Origin of the sequence: Vibrio sp. Vb2880 (assembly GCF_033337975.1) — a bacterium.
In the GTDB taxonomy this organism is placed as follows: Bacteria; Pseudomonadota; Gammaproteobacteria; order Enterobacterales; family Vibrionaceae; genus Vibrio; species Vibrio alginolyticus.
The window spans coordinates 127,558-143,500 of record NZ_JAWORT010000010.1 but is presented as its reverse complement, the minus strand read 5'-3'; the positions used below and the strand labels follow the sequence as shown (position 1 = coordinate 143,500).

The 15,943-nt window shown below is 44.4% G+C and carries 15 protein-coding genes and 1 riboswitch; of the genes, 14 read left to right on the top strand and 1 reads right to left on the bottom strand.

Annotation, left to right across the window (positions count from 1 at the left end):
* The first annotated feature begins 356 nt into the window (after positions 1-356).
* The 3 genes from uvrB (at position 357) to luxU (ending at position 4,425) form a co-directional block, all read left to right on the top strand.
* On the top strand, positions 357-2,387 hold the full coding sequence (gene uvrB / locus R7M92_RS13150) for an excinuclease ABC subunit UvrB (RefSeq protein ID WP_017636056.1): 2,031 nt from the start codon (positions 357-359) through the stop codon (positions 2,385-2,387).
* A gap of 290 nt (positions 2,388-2,677) precedes the next feature.
* Positions 2,678-4,084: a quorum-sensing sigma-54 dependent transcriptional regulator LuxO gene (gene luxO, locus R7M92_RS13145; protein ID WP_318133595.1), complete on the top strand. Its 1,407-nt coding sequence runs from the start codon at positions 2,678-2,680 to the stop codon at positions 4,082-4,084.
* On the top strand, positions 4,081-4,425 hold the full coding sequence (gene luxU, locus R7M92_RS13140) for a quorum-sensing phosphorelay protein LuxU (protein WP_017636054.1): 345 nt from the start codon (positions 4,081-4,083) through the stop codon (positions 4,423-4,425). Before luxO ends, luxU begins: the two co-directional genes overlap by 4 nt.
* 137 nt (positions 4,426-4,562) lie before the next feature.
* Here the strand turns inward: luxU and R7M92_RS13135 are convergent, their stop codons facing one another.
* A complete protein-coding gene (locus R7M92_RS13135) occupies positions 4,563-5,459 on the bottom strand; it encodes a YvcK family protein (protein ID WP_171342879.1) in 897 nt (298 codons plus the stop codon).
* A 175-nt stretch (positions 5,460-5,634) separates the two neighbouring features.
* A riboswitch (molybdenum cofactor riboswitch) is annotated at positions 5,635-5,769 on the top strand.
* On the opposite strand from R7M92_RS13135, the gene moaA reads away from it, so the two are divergent.
* The 11 genes from moaA to R7M92_RS13080 all read left to right on the top strand — a co-directional run bounded on the left by moaA (position 5,758) and on the right by R7M92_RS13080 (position 15,859).
* Entirely contained in the window at positions 5,758-6,747 is a 990-nt protein-coding gene (gene moaA, locus R7M92_RS13130) for a GTP 3',8-cyclase MoaA (protein ID WP_017636052.1), read from the top strand. (Overlaps the previous riboswitch by 12 nt.)
* Before the next feature lie 101 nt (positions 6,748-6,848).
* Positions 6,849-7,361: a molybdenum cofactor biosynthesis protein B gene (gene moaB, locus R7M92_RS13125; protein WP_005388935.1), complete on the top strand. Its 513-nt coding sequence runs from the start codon at positions 6,849-6,851 to the stop codon at positions 7,359-7,361.
* A 26-nt stretch (positions 7,362-7,387) separates the two neighbouring features.
* Positions 7,388-7,867 (top strand): cyclic pyranopterin monophosphate synthase MoaC, encoded by a 480-nt coding sequence (moaC, locus tag R7M92_RS13120; RefSeq protein WP_005380779.1) that lies wholly within the window; start codon positions 7,388-7,390, stop codon positions 7,865-7,867.
* Complete coding sequence (gene moaD, locus R7M92_RS13115) at positions 7,864-8,121, top strand: molybdopterin synthase sulfur carrier subunit (protein ID WP_170890430.1); 258 nt, start codon at positions 7,864-7,866, stop codon at positions 8,119-8,121. Before moaC ends, moaD begins: the two co-directional genes overlap by 4 nt.
* A 1-nt stretch (position 8,122) precedes the next feature.
* Positions 8,123-8,578 (top strand): molybdopterin synthase catalytic subunit MoaE, encoded by a 456-nt coding sequence (gene moaE / locus R7M92_RS13110; protein WP_005380781.1) that lies wholly within the window; start codon positions 8,123-8,125, stop codon positions 8,576-8,578.
* Positions 8,579-9,109: 531 nt separating this feature from the next.
* The gene (locus R7M92_RS13105) at positions 9,110-10,786 is read left to right on the top strand and encodes an ABC transporter substrate-binding protein (protein WP_017633862.1); all 1,677 of its coding nucleotides are present in this window, start codon (positions 9,110-9,112) and stop codon (positions 10,784-10,786) included.
* A 128-nt stretch (positions 10,787-10,914) separates the two neighbouring features.
* Positions 10,915-11,835 carry an oligopeptide ABC transporter permease OppB gene (oppB, locus tag R7M92_RS13100; RefSeq protein ID WP_005380786.1) on the top strand — a complete coding sequence of 307 codons (921 nt, stop codon included), beginning with the start codon at positions 10,915-10,917 and terminating at the stop codon, positions 11,833-11,835.
* A gap of 15 nt (positions 11,836-11,850) precedes the next feature.
* Positions 11,851-12,753 carry an oligopeptide ABC transporter permease OppC gene (oppC, locus tag R7M92_RS13095; RefSeq protein WP_017633861.1) on the top strand — a complete coding sequence of 301 codons (903 nt, stop codon included), beginning with the start codon at positions 11,851-11,853 and terminating at the stop codon, positions 12,751-12,753.
* Positions 12,754-12,780: 27 nt separating this feature from the next.
* A complete protein-coding gene (locus tag R7M92_RS13090; RefSeq protein WP_005380792.1) occupies positions 12,781-13,752 on the top strand; it encodes an ABC transporter ATP-binding protein in 972 nt (323 codons plus the stop codon).
* Positions 13,731-14,744 carry a murein tripeptide/oligopeptide ABC transporter ATP binding protein OppF gene (gene oppF / locus R7M92_RS13085; protein WP_005387265.1) on the top strand — a complete coding sequence of 338 codons (1,014 nt, stop codon included), beginning with the start codon at positions 13,731-13,733 and terminating at the stop codon, positions 14,742-14,744. Before R7M92_RS13090 ends, oppF begins: the two co-directional genes overlap by 22 nt.
* 167 nt (positions 14,745-14,911) lie before the next feature.
* Positions 14,912-15,859, top strand: coding sequence for a glutathione S-transferase family protein (locus R7M92_RS13080; RefSeq protein ID WP_005387267.1), 948 nt, complete (start codon positions 14,912-14,914; stop codon positions 15,857-15,859).
* The last annotated feature ends 84 nt before the right edge of the window (positions 15,860-15,943 follow it).

Sequence of the window (15,943 nt, the reverse complement as noted above, 5' to 3'; positions counted from 1 at the left end):
CTAAGCTTTTATTTAATGAATTTTTAGTCGGAATTATGCGTAAAATAAGCAAATAAAACAGAGATTTATCGATGTTAATCAAAAGGTATTCAAAGTGGATAAAAATCAATCTTTTGGGGATAAGAAAGTTTTAAGCTAATTTTTGGGGAAAAGTTGTGGAAACTATAATGTGAAGAATGTGTGTAGCTCTTCAACTAGGGCGAAGTACTATATCAGAGTCACTTTTGTATGGCTATAGCATTCTAGACAAACAAGAAAATTTATTAACAATGATGGGTAAATTCTCGATAGACGTAGATTTCATTAGCTAAGGTGTATATATATACAGCCTTAGCGCAGTAAAATTGAGGAAGGGTATGAGTAAAGTCTATGAATTGGTCTCCGATTATCAGCCGTCGGGCGATCAACCAGGAGCGATCAATCAGTTGCTTGAGGGGCTCGATGCTGGGCTAGCACATCAAACATTGTTGGGGGTCACAGGCTCAGGTAAAACCTTCACACTAGCGAATGTGATTGCTCAAGCCCAACGACCTGCAATATTACTTGCGCCAAACAAAACGCTTGCTGCTCAGTTATATGGTGAGATGAAGTCATTCTTTCCTAATAATGCGGTTGAGTATTTTGTTTCTTACTATGATTACTACCAACCTGAAGCATATGTTCCCACAACAGATACTTTCATTGAAAAGGACGCTTCGGTTAACGCCCACATTGAGCAAATGCGACTGTCTGCCACTAAAGCTTTATTGGAACGGAAAGACGCTATTATCGTTGCTTCGGTTTCAGCTATCTATGGTTTGGGTGATCCGGAATCCTACTTACAAATGATGCTTCATTTGCGACGTGGAGATGTGATTGATCAGCGTGATATGCTTCGTCGCCTAGCGGAGCTCCAATACTCGCGCAATGATGTTGCTTTTGAGCGGGGGCAGTTCCGTGTCCGTGGCGAGGTGATTGATATATTCCCTGCTGAATCAGACCAAGACGCTGTGCGCGTTGAGATGTTTGACGATGAGGTGGATTGCATCAGTGTGTTCGATCCATTGACAGGCGTGGTGAAACAACGAGACTTGCCGCGCTATACCATCTATCCCAAGACGCACTATGTGACGCCAAGAGATCGCATTCTTGAAGCGATTGAAAATATTAAAGTCGAACTAGAAGTGCGCAAAAAGCAGCTTCTAGATAATAACAAGCTACTGGAAGAGCAGCGAATTAGCCAGCGCACTCAATTCGATATCGAAATGATGAATGAGTTGGGCTTTTGCTCCGGTATCGAAAACTATTCTCGTTATCTCAGTGGACGCTCGGAAGGTGAGCCGCCACCAACCCTGTTTGACTACTTACCTCATGATGGCTTGTTGATCATCGATGAATCTCACGTGACAGTACCGCAGATAGGTGCCATGTATAAAGGCGACCGTTCGCGTAAAGAAACGCTGGTGGAGTTTGGTTTCCGGTTACCTTCAGCTTTGGATAATCGTCCACTGAAGTTTGAGGAGTTTGAAGCACTAGCGCCACAAACGATTTTCGTCTCTGCTACTCCTGGAAATTACGAACTAGAAAAATCGGCGGGTGATGTAGCGGATCAAGTCGTTCGTCCTACAGGCTTGCTTGACCCTGAGTTGGAAGTTCGCCCAGTAGCGACCCAAGTCGACGACCTATTGTCTGAGATCCGTATTCGCGCAGCTAAAGATGAACGAGTTCTGGTTACAACACTGACCAAACGAATGGCTGAAGATCTCACCGAATACCTTCACGAACATGATGTTAAGGTACGTTATTTACACTCAGACATTGATACTGTTGAGCGTGTGGAAATTATCCGTGACCTTCGTCTTGGGGAATTTGACGTGCTGGTGGGAATAAACTTATTGAGAGAGGGCCTGGATATGCCAGAGGTCTCGTTAGTTGCAATTTTGGATGCGGATAAAGAGGGCTTCTTGCGGTCTGAACGCTCACTCATTCAGACCATTGGTCGTGCTGCACGAAACATCGAAGGTAAGGCGATTTTATACGCTGACCGAATCACCAACTCAATGAAAAAGGCGATGGATGAAACTAACCGTCGTCGCGAGAAGCAGGAAGCGTACAATGAAGAAATGGGTATTTCGCCACAAGCGCTCAAGCGAAATATCAAAGACATCATGGAACTTGGCGATATCACTAAGTCTAAACGCCAGCGTAACACTAAACAGGTACCATTATCGAAAGTGGCGGAGCCTTCGCAAACTTACGAGGCACTGTCCCCTCAGCAGCTAGAAAAAGAAATCAGTCGACTGGAGGCAGCGATGTATCAGCATGCGCAAGATTTAGAATTTGAGTTAGCGGCACAAAAGCGTGATGAGATTGAAAAACTACGAGCGCAGTTCATCGCAAATAGTTGAACAAACTTACCGATTTAACTATCCAAGCATTTTAGGTCGCTTGTAAAAAAAGAAGCCAATAGGCAGTCGGGTCTATTGGCTTGTTTTGTGAACATATCGTTCACTAACAACGTCAGTTGGCTAGGTGACCCGAGGGGTCACAATGGTTACAGCATGGTTTGTGCCACTTTTTAAATAATTGATATTATTTTTGAATTTTTTCCTTTGCCCATAATTTAGCTAATGTTATTTGCAAAATGCAAAGCGTAATGCGATTATTGTTTAAAACACAACAAAATAATAGCTAGGTTATGCAACAAAAAACCGAAGGCCCAAAGTCTCGTTACCTTTTAATGGTCGAGGACACCGCATCTGTTGCGGCTCTGTACCGCTCATACCTGACACCGCTTGGCATAGATATCAATATTGTCGGCACAGGTAGGGATGCCATTGAGAGCCTAAATCATCGAATTCCAGATCTTATTTTACTCGATCTCCGTCTGCCAGATATGACGGGGATGGACGTTTTACATGCCGTTAAAAAGAGTCATCCCGACGTACCTATAATTTTTATGACCGCTCACGGTTCTATCGATACCGCTGTCGAGGCCATGCGTCATGGCTCACAAGACTTTCTAATTAAACCGTGTGAAGCAGACCGTTTACGTGTCACGGTTAACAATGCAATTCGTAAAGCGACCAAGCTAAAAAATGAAGCCGATAATCCAGGCAATCAGAGCTATCAGGGGTTTATCGGCAGTAGCCAAACCATGCAGCAGGTTTACCGTACGATAGATTCAGCGGCGAGCAGTAAAGCGAGTATTTTTATCACAGGTGAAAGTGGTACTGGTAAAGAGGTATGTGCCGAGGCTATTCACGCAGCAAGTAAACGTGGTGACAAACCTTTTATTGCAATTAACTGTGCTGCAATTCCAAAAGATTTGATTGAGAGTGAACTGTTTGGTCACGTAAAAGGGGCCTTTACTGGCGCTGCGAATGATCGTCAAGGGGCAGCTGAGTTAGCGGATGGCGGCACACTTTTTCTAGATGAGCTTTGTGAGATGGACTTGGATTTACAAACCAAGTTGCTACGATTTATTCAAACGGGCACATTCCAAAAAGTGGGTTCCTCAAAAATGAAGAGCGTGGATGTGCGCTTTGTTTGTGCCACTAACCGTGATCCCTGGAAAGAGGTACAAGAAGGTCGATTCCGTGAAGATTTGTACTATCGTTTGTATGTCATTCCTTTGCATTTACCGCCTTTACGCGAACGAGGCGAAGATGTTATTGAAATTGCATACTCACTGCTAGGTTACATGTCACACGAAGAAGGAAAAAGCTTCATACGTTTTGCGCCTGATGTCATCGAGCGATTCAAAAGCTATGAGTGGCCGGGTAACGTTCGTCAGTTACAAAACGTGCTACGCAATATCGTTGTTCTAAACAACGGTAAAGAGATTACGTTGGACATGTTACCGCCACCGTTGAATCAACCGCTTGACCGTCCGTCGTCTGTGGCTAAATTAATTGAGCCGAAAGCGATGACCGCATCTGAGATTATGCCATTATGGATGACGGAAAAAATGGCAATCGAGCAAGCGATTGAAGCATGTGATGGCAATATTCCTCGAGCGGCGGGATATCTTGATGTCAGTCCGTCGACGATTTACCGCAAGTTACAGGCATGGAACGGCAAGGAAGAGCGGCAAAAAGTATGAGTGTAAATGTATTAAATCAGCAAAAAATAGATGAACTGTCGATGGAAATTGGCAGTGACAACGTACCTGTACTGTTCGATATCTTCCTAGGAGAAATGGATACCTATATCGAGAACTTATCCCAACTGCAGGGGGCAGAGCGATTAGCTTACTCAAAAGAAATCAGCCACGCGTTGAAAAGTAGTGCTGCGAGCTTTGGGGCAGATCGCCTTTGTGAACTGGCTATGTCCATAGACAAAAAAGCGAAAGCCGGTGAGTTGACTGCGGAGTCTGAGGAGTTAGAGGCTATGTTCGATCTTTTGCACGAAACTCGAGATGCTTATCGCTCTTGGCGACAGTAGCTATTTTTTCTATTAACCATTTTTTCTTAGTAAACATCTGTTTTTACTGGATGCCTGAACTAAAACCCTTCGATGACAGAAGGGTTTTCATTATCAATAAACACCTTAAAAGAGGGCGCTAGCCAGGTAACGTGCTCTTAAATAGAAAGTTGTAGCTGATTTTCAATCGCTAGTTTGAGCTTGTTTCTATCGTGACGCCAGTCTCGGTTAGAGGAGGCGAGTGACTCCGTCACTACATTCCATTGACTTAAGATGTCTTGCTCGGTTTTCTCTGCTAGAACCACGTCTATTTTTCTTCCTTGACAGGCACGTTCACACCATTCTAATTTTTGAGCCATCGTCATTCGTCCCGCTGGGCCGTATTCTGGACTCAGGTTAGCAACAAAAATGACTTTTGCTTTTGTGTTTGCTGCAATCGCTTTGCCGAGTTCAGGCAGCAATAAAGGAGGCATGATACTAGTTAAAAAACTGCCAGGGCCAAGAATAATCGCGTCCGCTTCCGCCAAAGCTGTGATGGCTTCTTTGGTAGCAGGTACTTCTGGTGAAAGATCCAAACGTCGCAAGTCTGCTTTCATTTCGTCGACATTTGTTTCTCCCGTAACCCACTTCCCATCTACGGATAACGCGGAAAGATCCGAAGGGTGTTCGGACATAGGAAGGATGTTAACGTCGACTTTTAACATATTGCGAATCAGATTAATAGCATCTAAAGGTCTGACCGATAAGTTATCGAGTGCAGTAAGCATCAAATTACCAAGATTATGACCATCAAGTTCGCCAGTGCCTTTGAAGCGATATTCAAACATCATAGAACTGATCGAAGGCTCTGTAATGAGCTGATTAATACAGTTACGTGTGTCTCCCCAAGCGATTCCTCCTTGGCAGTGACGAATTCTTCCTGTTGAACCACCATTGTCAGTCGTGGCAACAATCCCAGTTGCATTGCTGCCAAAATCTCGTAATGCGGCCAGCATTCGACCTAAGCCATGACCACCGCCAACAGCGACCACTTTTTTATCTGTGTAGATATTCATTATGTTCTTCTAATAATCTAATAAAAAACGGCTACAATTTATCTTAAGGAGTGTCTTAAAGGTACTCACTTAGCGGTAAATTGTGTCTCTAGAGAGTTTTTTATCACTCAAGTCTGGATTCCATTACAAATATTAAGTATTTTACACCGCAAAGCTATCAGAGATTTCATATCTCTGGTTGCCATAACTCCGAGCTCACTATTGCTAAGTCCTTGGATAAGCGTTTTGAGCCAGTGGCATACTGTCACAAGGGCATGATTGGAAATGGCCATGCCTCCCGTGTTTGGAAAGGTGTTCCGTGGCGCAACAATTCGAAGACAAATTTCATCGTAAGTTTTATTACTTGCGTCTGTCTGTGACCGACGTATGTAATTTCAAATGTACCTATTGCCTTCCTGATGGCTATAAGCCTTCGGGCAATAAAAACTCGTCTTTTTTATCTCTCCCTGAAATCAAACGGGTCGTAAAAGCATTCGCTGATTGTGGCACGTCAAAAGTGCGCATCACTGGTGGTGAGCCTAGCTTACGCAAAGATTTTACCGACATTATCCATTCAGTAGCGGCGACGCCTGGCATTCAAAAAGTTGCAACGACAACCAATGGCTATCGCATGGCAAAACAAGTCGCAGATTGGCGTGAAGCGGGTTTAACCCACATTAATGTCAGTGTGGATAGCCTTGACCCGCGTATGTTTCATCAAATCACAGGTGAAAATAAGTTTACTGAAGTCATGAATGGTATCGAACGTGCGTTCGAGGTCGGTTATGAGCAAGTAAAAGTTAATGTGGTGTTGATGAAAGATCTGAACCATCACGAGCTGCCAGCGTTTCTTAACTGGATAAAAGATCGTCCAATCCAACTGCGTTTCATTGAGTTGATGCAAACGGGTGAGATGGATGAGCTATTTAATAAGCACCATGTATCCGGAGTGGCAATTCGTAACCAGCTAATTGCAAATGGTTGGTTGCTGAAAGTGCGCTCGCATAATGATGGTCCTGCGCAAGTATTTGTTCATCCTGATTACAAGGGTGAAATAGGTCTTATCATGCCTTATGAAAAAGACTTTTGTGAAAGCTGCAACCGACTGCGCGTTTCTGCGATGGGTAAGCTGCACCTATGTCTGTTTGGAGACCACGGTGTAGAATTGCGTGATCTTTTGGAACGTGATGAGCAAGAGAGTGAGCTTATTGAACGTATCCAGGCGCAGTTACAAACCAAGTCGGTAAGCCATTTCTTGCATGATGGCAATACTGGTATGACGCCACACCTCGCGTCTATCGGCGGCTAACTTCATTCAATTTTTAGAGCGAGTTCACTGATAAGCTGGCTCTAACTTTTTCCGAATCGATACCAAGCGTATCAAAGCTAATTAAGAGAATAGGTGAACAAATGGGTCACGCTGAAAGCAAATTCCAACCTGCAAATATTGCCGTTCTAACGGTATCTGACACTCGTACTGAAGAAAACGATACCTCTGGTCGTTACCTAGCTGAGCATGCTCAAGAAGCGGGTCACAACGTAGTAGACAAGCAAATTGTTATTGATGACATGTACAAGATCCGCGCGATTGTTTCTCAATGGATTGCTGATGAAAGCGTACAAGCGATCATGATTACTGGCGGTACAGGTTTCACCTCACGTGATAGCACGCCAGAAGCACTTAAGCCTCTATTTGATAAAGAAGTTGAAGGTTTTGGTGAGTTGTTCCGTATGGTGTCGTACGAAGAGATCGGTACGTCTACGATTCAGTCTCGTGCGATTGCTGGTTTTGCTAACCACACCGTGATCTTCGCAATGCCAGGTTCAACTGGTGCGTGCCGCACAGGCTGGACAAAAATTATTAAACAGCAGTTGGATGCAAGTCATCGCCCTTGTAACTTCATGCCACACCTATCTGTATAACCTTTCCTAAAAGCGAAGGAAAAACAATGACCCAATTTACACATATCAATGCTTCTGGCGAAGCAAACATGGTTGACGTGTCAGCAAAAACGGAGACGGTTCGTGAAGCTCGTGCTGAAGCATTTGTTCACATGGCCCCAGAAACACTTCAACTGATTGTCTCTGGCCAGCACCACAAAGGTGATGTATTTGCGACGGCTCGTATAGCTGGTATTCAAGCTGCGAAGAAAACCTGGGATTTGATTCCACTTTGTCATCCGCTACTACTCTCTAAAGTTGAAGTTCAACTGGAAGCTATCGAAGCAGAAAACAAAGTTCGCATCGAATCAGTATGTAAACTTGCGGGTAAAACTGGTGTGGAAATGGAAGCGCTCACGGCAGCTTCCGTTGCTGCTCTAACGATTTACGATATGTGTAAAGCAGTACAAAAAGACATGGTCATTGGTCAAGTTCGTCTACTAGAGAAAACGGGTGGTAAATCTGGTCACTTTAAGGTGGAATCATGATTAAAGTACTTTTCTTTGCTCAAACTCGCGAGCTGATTGGCATCGACAGTGTCGAGTTAGACGGGCCGTTTGAAACGGTTGAATCAATTCGTTCACATCTAGTGGAAGAAGGCACTAAGAAAGATGGCAAGTGGGATTTAGCGCTCGAGCCAGGAAAGCTACTTGCTGCAGTGAACCAATCCATCGTCCCTCTGGATACACAAGTAAAAGCAGGTGACGAAGTTGCGTTTTTCCCGCCGGTAACTGGGGGTTAAGATGGATTCTCGTGTTTCTGTACAAATTGAAGACTTTTCGGTTGAGCAAGAATATCAACGTCTATCTGAAGGGACGGCTGCCGGCGCTGTCGTTACATTCGTTGGTAAAGTTCGAGATATGAACCTTGGGGATAATGTCATTGGTTTACATCTAGAGCACTATCCGGGGATGACAGAGAAGAGCTTGAGCGACATTTGCGATCAAGCTGAGTCTCGCTGGCCACTATTAGGTGTACGCGTGATTCATCGTGTCGGAGACATGGATAGCGGTGATCAAATTGTATTTGTGGGCGTTTCCAGTGCGCACCGCGGCGCGGCATTTGATGCGTGCGAGTTCATCATGGATTATCTGAAAACCCAAGCACCATTTTGGAAAAAAGAGCGTACGACGAATGAAGATCGTTGGATTGAGTCGCGCGACACCGATCATCAAGCTGCACAGCGTTGGGAAAAATAGAACTAACCCGCATTCTAGTGAAAAAAGCTAAGTGCTAATGGCACTTAGCTTTTTTTGTATTTATCTTCATTGTATTGCTCACTTTGTTTCAATATTTCCTATCTTTTGTCTGGTGATATTCTTCACAATAAAAGTTTTTTGCCCAATATATAAACAATTATTTGTTAGACTTGATTTGTCATAAATGTTAAATGATGTGTAAATATCTAGCATAAGATGCTAGTAAATGGTTTAAACTCAGATTAATCGAAAGTTTCGCCTGTTAAATGTCGCTTCTGGTCTTTATTTGGCTGGTGAATGCTTTGGGGTTAGAGTTTACTGCTAGATATGTGTGGTTTAGTCAGCATTATTGGTTTTTTTGCTACATTTTTATGGCAAATTACTTCAATGATTGCTAATGTGTGCCGCAGTCTTTGTAAGGTTTTAGACTTTTGTGCTCAGAAAGTGCACTAAAAAAATCTAAAACTCTGACCGTTCCAGGCCCTTACAAAGAAGTCATGGATGCTAACGAAAAAATTTGGAGTTTTACGCATGTATAAGAATAAAATCACGCGCGCTTTATTTATTGGTGCTGGTCTTTCTCTCGCTCTAGCTGGTTGTGGTGAAAAGCCTGCGGAGAAACAAGCTGCTGAGCCTGCTCCGGCTCCAGCCCCTGAAGCTAAATCTGATTCTAAAGAGCCAAAACTTGCTGCTGTTCAAGAATTGGTGCGTGGTAACGGTACAGAAGTTGCGACAATAGACCCTCATAAATCTCAAGGTGTTCCAGAATCCCACGTGATTCGCGATCTTCTTGAAGGCCTTGTAAACCAAGATGCGGACGGTAACACTATCCCTGGTGTTGCAGAATCTTGGGAAACTGAAGACAACAAAACATACACTTTCCACTTACGTGAAGACGCAAAATGGTCAAACGGTGATCCTGTCACTGCAGGTGATTTCGTTTACAGCTTCCAACGTGCAGTCGATCCAGCAACCGCCTCTCCATATGCTTGGTACATGGAATACACCAAGATGAAGAACGCAAAAGACATTGTTGCGGGTAAAAAAGATAAGAGCGAGTTAGGTGTTAAAGCGGTTGACGATCACACGTTAGTGGTTGAGTTAGATACTGCAGTACCATATTTTGTAATGATGATGGGCCACACGACAGTGAAACCTGTTCATCAAGCAACTGTTGAAAAGTTCGGCGATCAATGGACGAAGCCAGAGAACTTTGTAGGTAACGGTGCTTATGTTGTTGACAACTGGGTTGTAAACGAGCGTTTGGTTCTAAAACGTAACGAACAGTACTGGGACAACGAAAACACGACGCTTGACCAAGTCACTTTCTTACCAATCGAGAACCAAGTAGCGGAAATGAACCGCTTCCTAGCGGGTGAAATCGACTTCACGAACGAGCTGCCTACAGAGCACTTCAAGCGTCTGAAGAAAGAGCACCCACAAGAAGTGTCTGTAACCGGTAACTTATGTACTTACTACTACATCTTCAATACGAAGAAAAAGCCGTTTGATGATGTTCGTGTGCGTAAAGCGATTTCTTATGCGATTGACCGTAACATTGTGACCGACGCGATTTTAGGTCAAGGTCAAAAGCCAGCTTACTTCTTAACACCTGAAATTACGGCAGGTTTCAACCCAGAAATTCCTGCATACGGCAAAATGACGCAAGAAGAGCGTAACGCAGAAGCTGCGCGTCTATTGGAAGAAGCGGGTTACGGCGCAGACAACCCTCTTGAATTTAACCTTCTATACAATACATCAGAGAACCACAAGAAACTTGCGGTTGCACTGGGTTCAATGTGGAAGAAGACACTTGGTCTAGACGTTACGCTAGAAAACCAAGAGTGGAAAACTTACCTATCTACCAAAGATTCTGGCAACTTTGAGGTTGCTCGTGCAGGTTGGTGTGGCGACTACAACGAAGCTTCATCTTTCCTAACGCTGATGATGAGTAATAACACTACTGGTGGTATTCACTACGACAGCAAAGAGTACGATGCGATCATGAACAAAGCATTTGCTTCAACTTCTGACGAAGAGCGCCAAGCACTTTACCTAGAAGCAGAGAAGTTGATGGCAAAAGATATGCCAATCGCACCTATCTACCAGTACGTGAAATCACGTCTACTATCACCGAAAGTTGGTGGCTTCCCAGTAAATAACGCGGAAGACAAGATTTACTCTAAAGATCTCTACATCACAGAGTAATTCGTAACTCGATAGAACTATAAAAATGAGGCCCTACATGTGAGAAATTGCATGTAGCGCCTATCTTTAGTCCAAAAGAATTGGACGACTTCTTTAATTTAACTGTCACAGACTGAAAGAGTGAGTTTATGCTTAAATTCATCGCAAAAAGGATATTTGAGGCGATCCCAACAATGTTGGTTTTGATCACCGTATCTTTCTTTCTTATGCGCTTTGCACCGGGAAACCCTTTCTCGACAGAGCGTCCATTGCCACCCGAAGTAATGGCAAATATCGAAGCTAAATATGGCTTGGATAAACCTGTATTTGAACAATACACCACGTATTTGACCAATGTTATCCAAGGTGATTTCGGACCGTCATTTAAATACCTTGATTACTCAGTAAACGAGCTGATCGCGGTTGCCTTACCAGTTTCGGCTAAAGTGGGCTTCATCGCCTTTATCTTTACTTTGATAATGGGGGTTACCGTCGGTACCATTGCTGCGCTCAAGCAAAATACTTGGATTGATTACACCATTATGTCGACTGCGATGCTTGGTGTCGTAATGCCATCCTTTGTATTAGCGCCTGCGCTTATCTACATATTCTCGCTTCATTGGAATATCTTCCCTGCGGGCGGTTGGCAAGATGGTAGCTGGCAGTATTTAGTGCTTCCTGTTATTGGTATGTCGCTACTGTATGTTGCTACCTTTGCTCGTATCACGCGTGGTTCGATGATCGAAACCCTAAACAGTAACTTTATTCGTACGGCACGTGCTAAAGGTCTAAGTTACCGTTATATCATTATCAAACACGCTCTTAAGCCGGCACTTCTCCCTGTTGTTTCTTACATGGGCCCAGCTTTCGTAGGTATCATCACCGGTTCCGTTGTTATCGAAACCATTTTTGGTCTGCCTGGTATTGGTAAACTATTCGTTAACGCTGCGTTTAACCGTGACTACTCGCTAGTAATGGGGGTAACCATTCTGATTGGTTTCCTATTCATTCTATTCAACGCGATTGTAGATATTTTACTTGCAATGATTGACCCGAAAATTCGCTACTAACAGGGACGTTTGGTTATGTTAACGAAAAAAGAAAACCTAGAAGCGATTGAGAAATTCTCCGAAAACTTGGAGATTGAAGGTCGCAGTCTTTGGCAAGATGCTCGTATCCGTTTCATGCGCAACAAAGCGGCGATGGTGAGCTTATTCCTTCTTGTTCTAATGACGTTGGCGGTTATTATCCTGCCAATGATCGCACCGTACACATTTGATGATACTGACTGGTACGCGATGCACGTTGCACCGAATGCTGACCATTGGTTTGGTACTGACAGCTTAGGCCGTGACTTATACGTGCGTACGCTAATTGGAGGTCGTATTTCGTTGATGGTAGGTGTTATGGGTGCATTTGTAGCGGTACTGATTGGTACGCTCTACGGCGCAGCATCTGGTTTCATCGGCGGTAAAGTTGACCGCGTAATGATGCGTATTCTAGAAATTTTATACGCGGTACCGTTTATGTTCCTGGTGATTGTACTGGTAACATTCTTCGGTCGTAACATCATGCTGATCTTCGTTGCGATTGGTGCTATCGCATGGCTAGATATGGCGCGTATCGTACGTGGCCAGACTCTTAGTCTACGTAGCAAGGAGTTTATCGAAGCGGCACATGTGTGTGGTGTAAGCAACTGGAAAATCATTACTCGTCATATCGTACCGAACGTACTGGGTATTGTAGCGGTATACTCTACGCTGCTTATCCCAAGTATGATTCTAACGGAATCATTCCTATCATTCCTTGGTCTTGGTGTTCAGGAACCAATGACAAGTTGGGGCGCTCTTCTACAAGAAGGTGCACAGACAATGGAAGTAGCAATCTGGCAGCTGGCATTCCCAGCAGTGTTCATGGTTGTGACGCTATTCTGCTTCAACTACGTTGGTGACGGCCTGCGCGATGCGCTGGATCCAAAAGACAGATAATTAAAAGATAAGATTAAGGAAGCAATGATGAGCTTATTAGATGTCAAAGATCTGCGCGTCGAATTCACCACGCAAGATGGTATCGTAACCGCAGTAAACGATTTGAACTTCTCTCTCAACCAAGGCGAAACCTTAGGTATCGTTGGAGAGTCGGGATCAGGTAAATCTCAAACCGTATTCGCAATCATGGGCCTTTTGGCTAAGAATGGTATTATTTCTGGTAGCGCAAAGTTTGAAGGCAAAGAAATCCTAAACTTACCAGAAAAAGAACTGAACAAAGTGCGTGCGGAACAGATCGCAATGATCTTCCAAGACCCAATGACATCACTGAACCCTTACATGAAAGTCAGTGATCAGTTGATGGAAGTGCTTATGCTGCACAAAGGCATGGGCAAAGCGGAAGCATTTGAAGAATCAGTACGCATGCTGGAAGCGGTAAAAATCCCTGAAGCGCGTAAGCGTATCACGATGTACCCGCATGAGTTTTCAGGCGGTATGCGTCAGCGTGTAATGATCGCGATGGCGTTGTTATGTCGTCCTAAACTGCTTATAGCCGATGAGCCAACAACAGCACTTGATGTGACGGTACAAGCACAGATCATGGACTTGTTGAATGAGCTGAAATCTGAGTTCAACACAGCGATCATCATGATCACTCACGACCTTGGTGTGGTTGCAGGTTCGTGTGACAAGGTGCTGGTGATGTATGCAGGCCGTACCATGGAGTACGGCAACGTAAACGAAATTTTCTACAATCCAAGCCATCCTTATGCGGAGGGTCTGCTGAAGGCGATTCCTCGCCTCGATACTGAGGGTGAAATTCTGCCGACCATTCCTGGTAATCCACCAAACTTGCTTCGTTTACCGCCGGGCTGCCCTTATCAAGAGCGCTGTCACCGTGTGATGGATCGTTGTAAGCGCGAGGCGCCAATTCTGACACCATTTGGTGATGGTCGTCAGCGTGCATGTTTTTCTGAATGGGAGGCTTGGAACAAATGAACGCAGTAGACAAAAAACTAATTCTGGACATTTCTGAGCTGAAAGTTCACTTCAGCATTGCCTCAAAGTCGGCATGGCCGTGGTCAAAGCCTTCGAGCCTGAAAGCGGTAGATGGCGTGAATGTTCGACTATACGAAGGGGAAACGCTTGGTGTAGTAGGTGAATCAGGTTGTGGTAAATCGACGTTTGCTCGTGCCATCATTGGTCTGGTTGAAGCTACTGACGGCCAAGTAGTGTGGTTGGGTCAAGACCTTACTAAAATGAAAAGCGTTCAGCGCCGTGAGACGCGTAAAGAAATTCAGATGATTTTCCAAGACCCATTGGCATCGCTGAATCCGCGTATGACTGTTGGTGATATCATTGCTGAACCTCTTGAGACATTCTATCCAGAACTGTCTAAGCAGGAAGTGAAAGATCGCGTTAAAGAGATGATGGCGAAAGTTGGCCTATTACCTAACGTGATTAACCGTTACCCACACGAGTTCTCGGGTGGTCAGTGTCAGCGTATCGGGATAGCGCGTGCGCTTATCCTTAAGCCTAAGATGATCATTTGTGACGAGCCAGTATCGGCGCTTGATGTATCTATTCAAGCTCAGGTGGTTAACCTACTTAAAGAGATTCAAAAAGAGTTAGGGCTTTCTCTGGTATTCATTGCGCATGACTTGTCTGTCGTTAAACACATTTCAGATCGCGTTTTAGTTATGTATTTAGGTAATGCCGTTGAGCTTGGCGAGGCCGAGGCTCTGTTTGCTGATCCTAAGCACCCATATACGCGTGCGCTGATGTCTGCGGTTCCGATCCCGGACCCGGATATTGAGCGCAATAAGAAAATCCAAATGCTAGAGGGTGATCTTCCTTCACCTATCAACCCACCGTCGGGTTGTGTATTCCGCACTCGTTGCCCACAAGCAACCGAAGAGTGTGCGAAGACGAAGCCAACCATTTTAGGTAATGACGTTCACGCGGTATCTTGTTTACACGTTAGTGTATAAATTCAGCCTGTGACGGGCTTAAGCGCGACACCTTCATCGGGTCGCGCTTTTTTTATGTGTCTGATTTATACATTCGAATTTCTTGAACATGATGTCCTAAGTTCGATGATTCTCTGTTTGATAGGAAACGCTAATATAGACACAAACAGAACGAGAGGAGAGCAATCATGGGTAAGTTGGTTGAAGGTGTTTGGCAAGATGTCTGGTATGACACAAAATCAAATGGTGGCAAATTTGTGCGCGAAGATGCCGGATTCCGTAACTGGGTTAAAAACGACCCTGATGCGGAGTTTACGCCAGAGTCCGGTCGATACCATTTGTATGTCTCTCTTGCTTGTCCGTGGGCACATCGAACCCTCATTTTCCGCAAGCTGAAAGGTTTAGAACCACATATTGATGTCACGGTCGTTTGCCCTGATATGCTCAGCCAAGGTTGGCAAATGGGGCTTCCTGAGCCATTGTTTGGTCACACGCGCATGTATCAAATTTACACGCAGGCCAAACCCGATTACACGGGCCGCGTAACCGTGCCTGTACTTTGGGATAAAAAGACCAATACTATTGTGTCAAACGAGTCGTCAGAGATCATTCGCATGTTCAATTCGGAATTCAATGCGTTAACAGGGAATCACGACGACTACTATCCAGATCATCTAAAACACGTTATTGATGAGTGGAACGATTTTGTTTATCCAAATGTCAACAACGGAGTGTATCGTTGTGGCTTCGCGACTACACAAGAGGCGTATGAAGAAGCGTTTGATTCTTTGTTTAATGCGTTAGATAAAATCGATGCTCACTTAGCGACGCATCGTTACTTAGCAGGGAACACAATTACTGAGGCTGATTGGCGTTTGTTTACGACTCTTATTCGTTTTGATGCGGTGTATGTGGGGCATTTCAAGTGTAACAAGCAGCGCATCGCAGACTACGAAAATATACAAGGCTACTTAAAAGAGTTATATCAAGTCGAAGGCGTCGAAGAAACGACGGATTTCTATCACATTAAACGCCACTACTACTTCAGCCACACTGGGATTAATCCGACGCAAGTTGTACCAAAAGGGCCTGATTTAGACCTAAATACTCCTCATGGAAGAGAAAGGATTGGCTAGTTTGCTGCTTCCATTGCAAATGAAAAAGTACTTAACGGTTAGCAATGCCGTTAAGTACTTTTGTGTCATCTAAATACCGGGAGT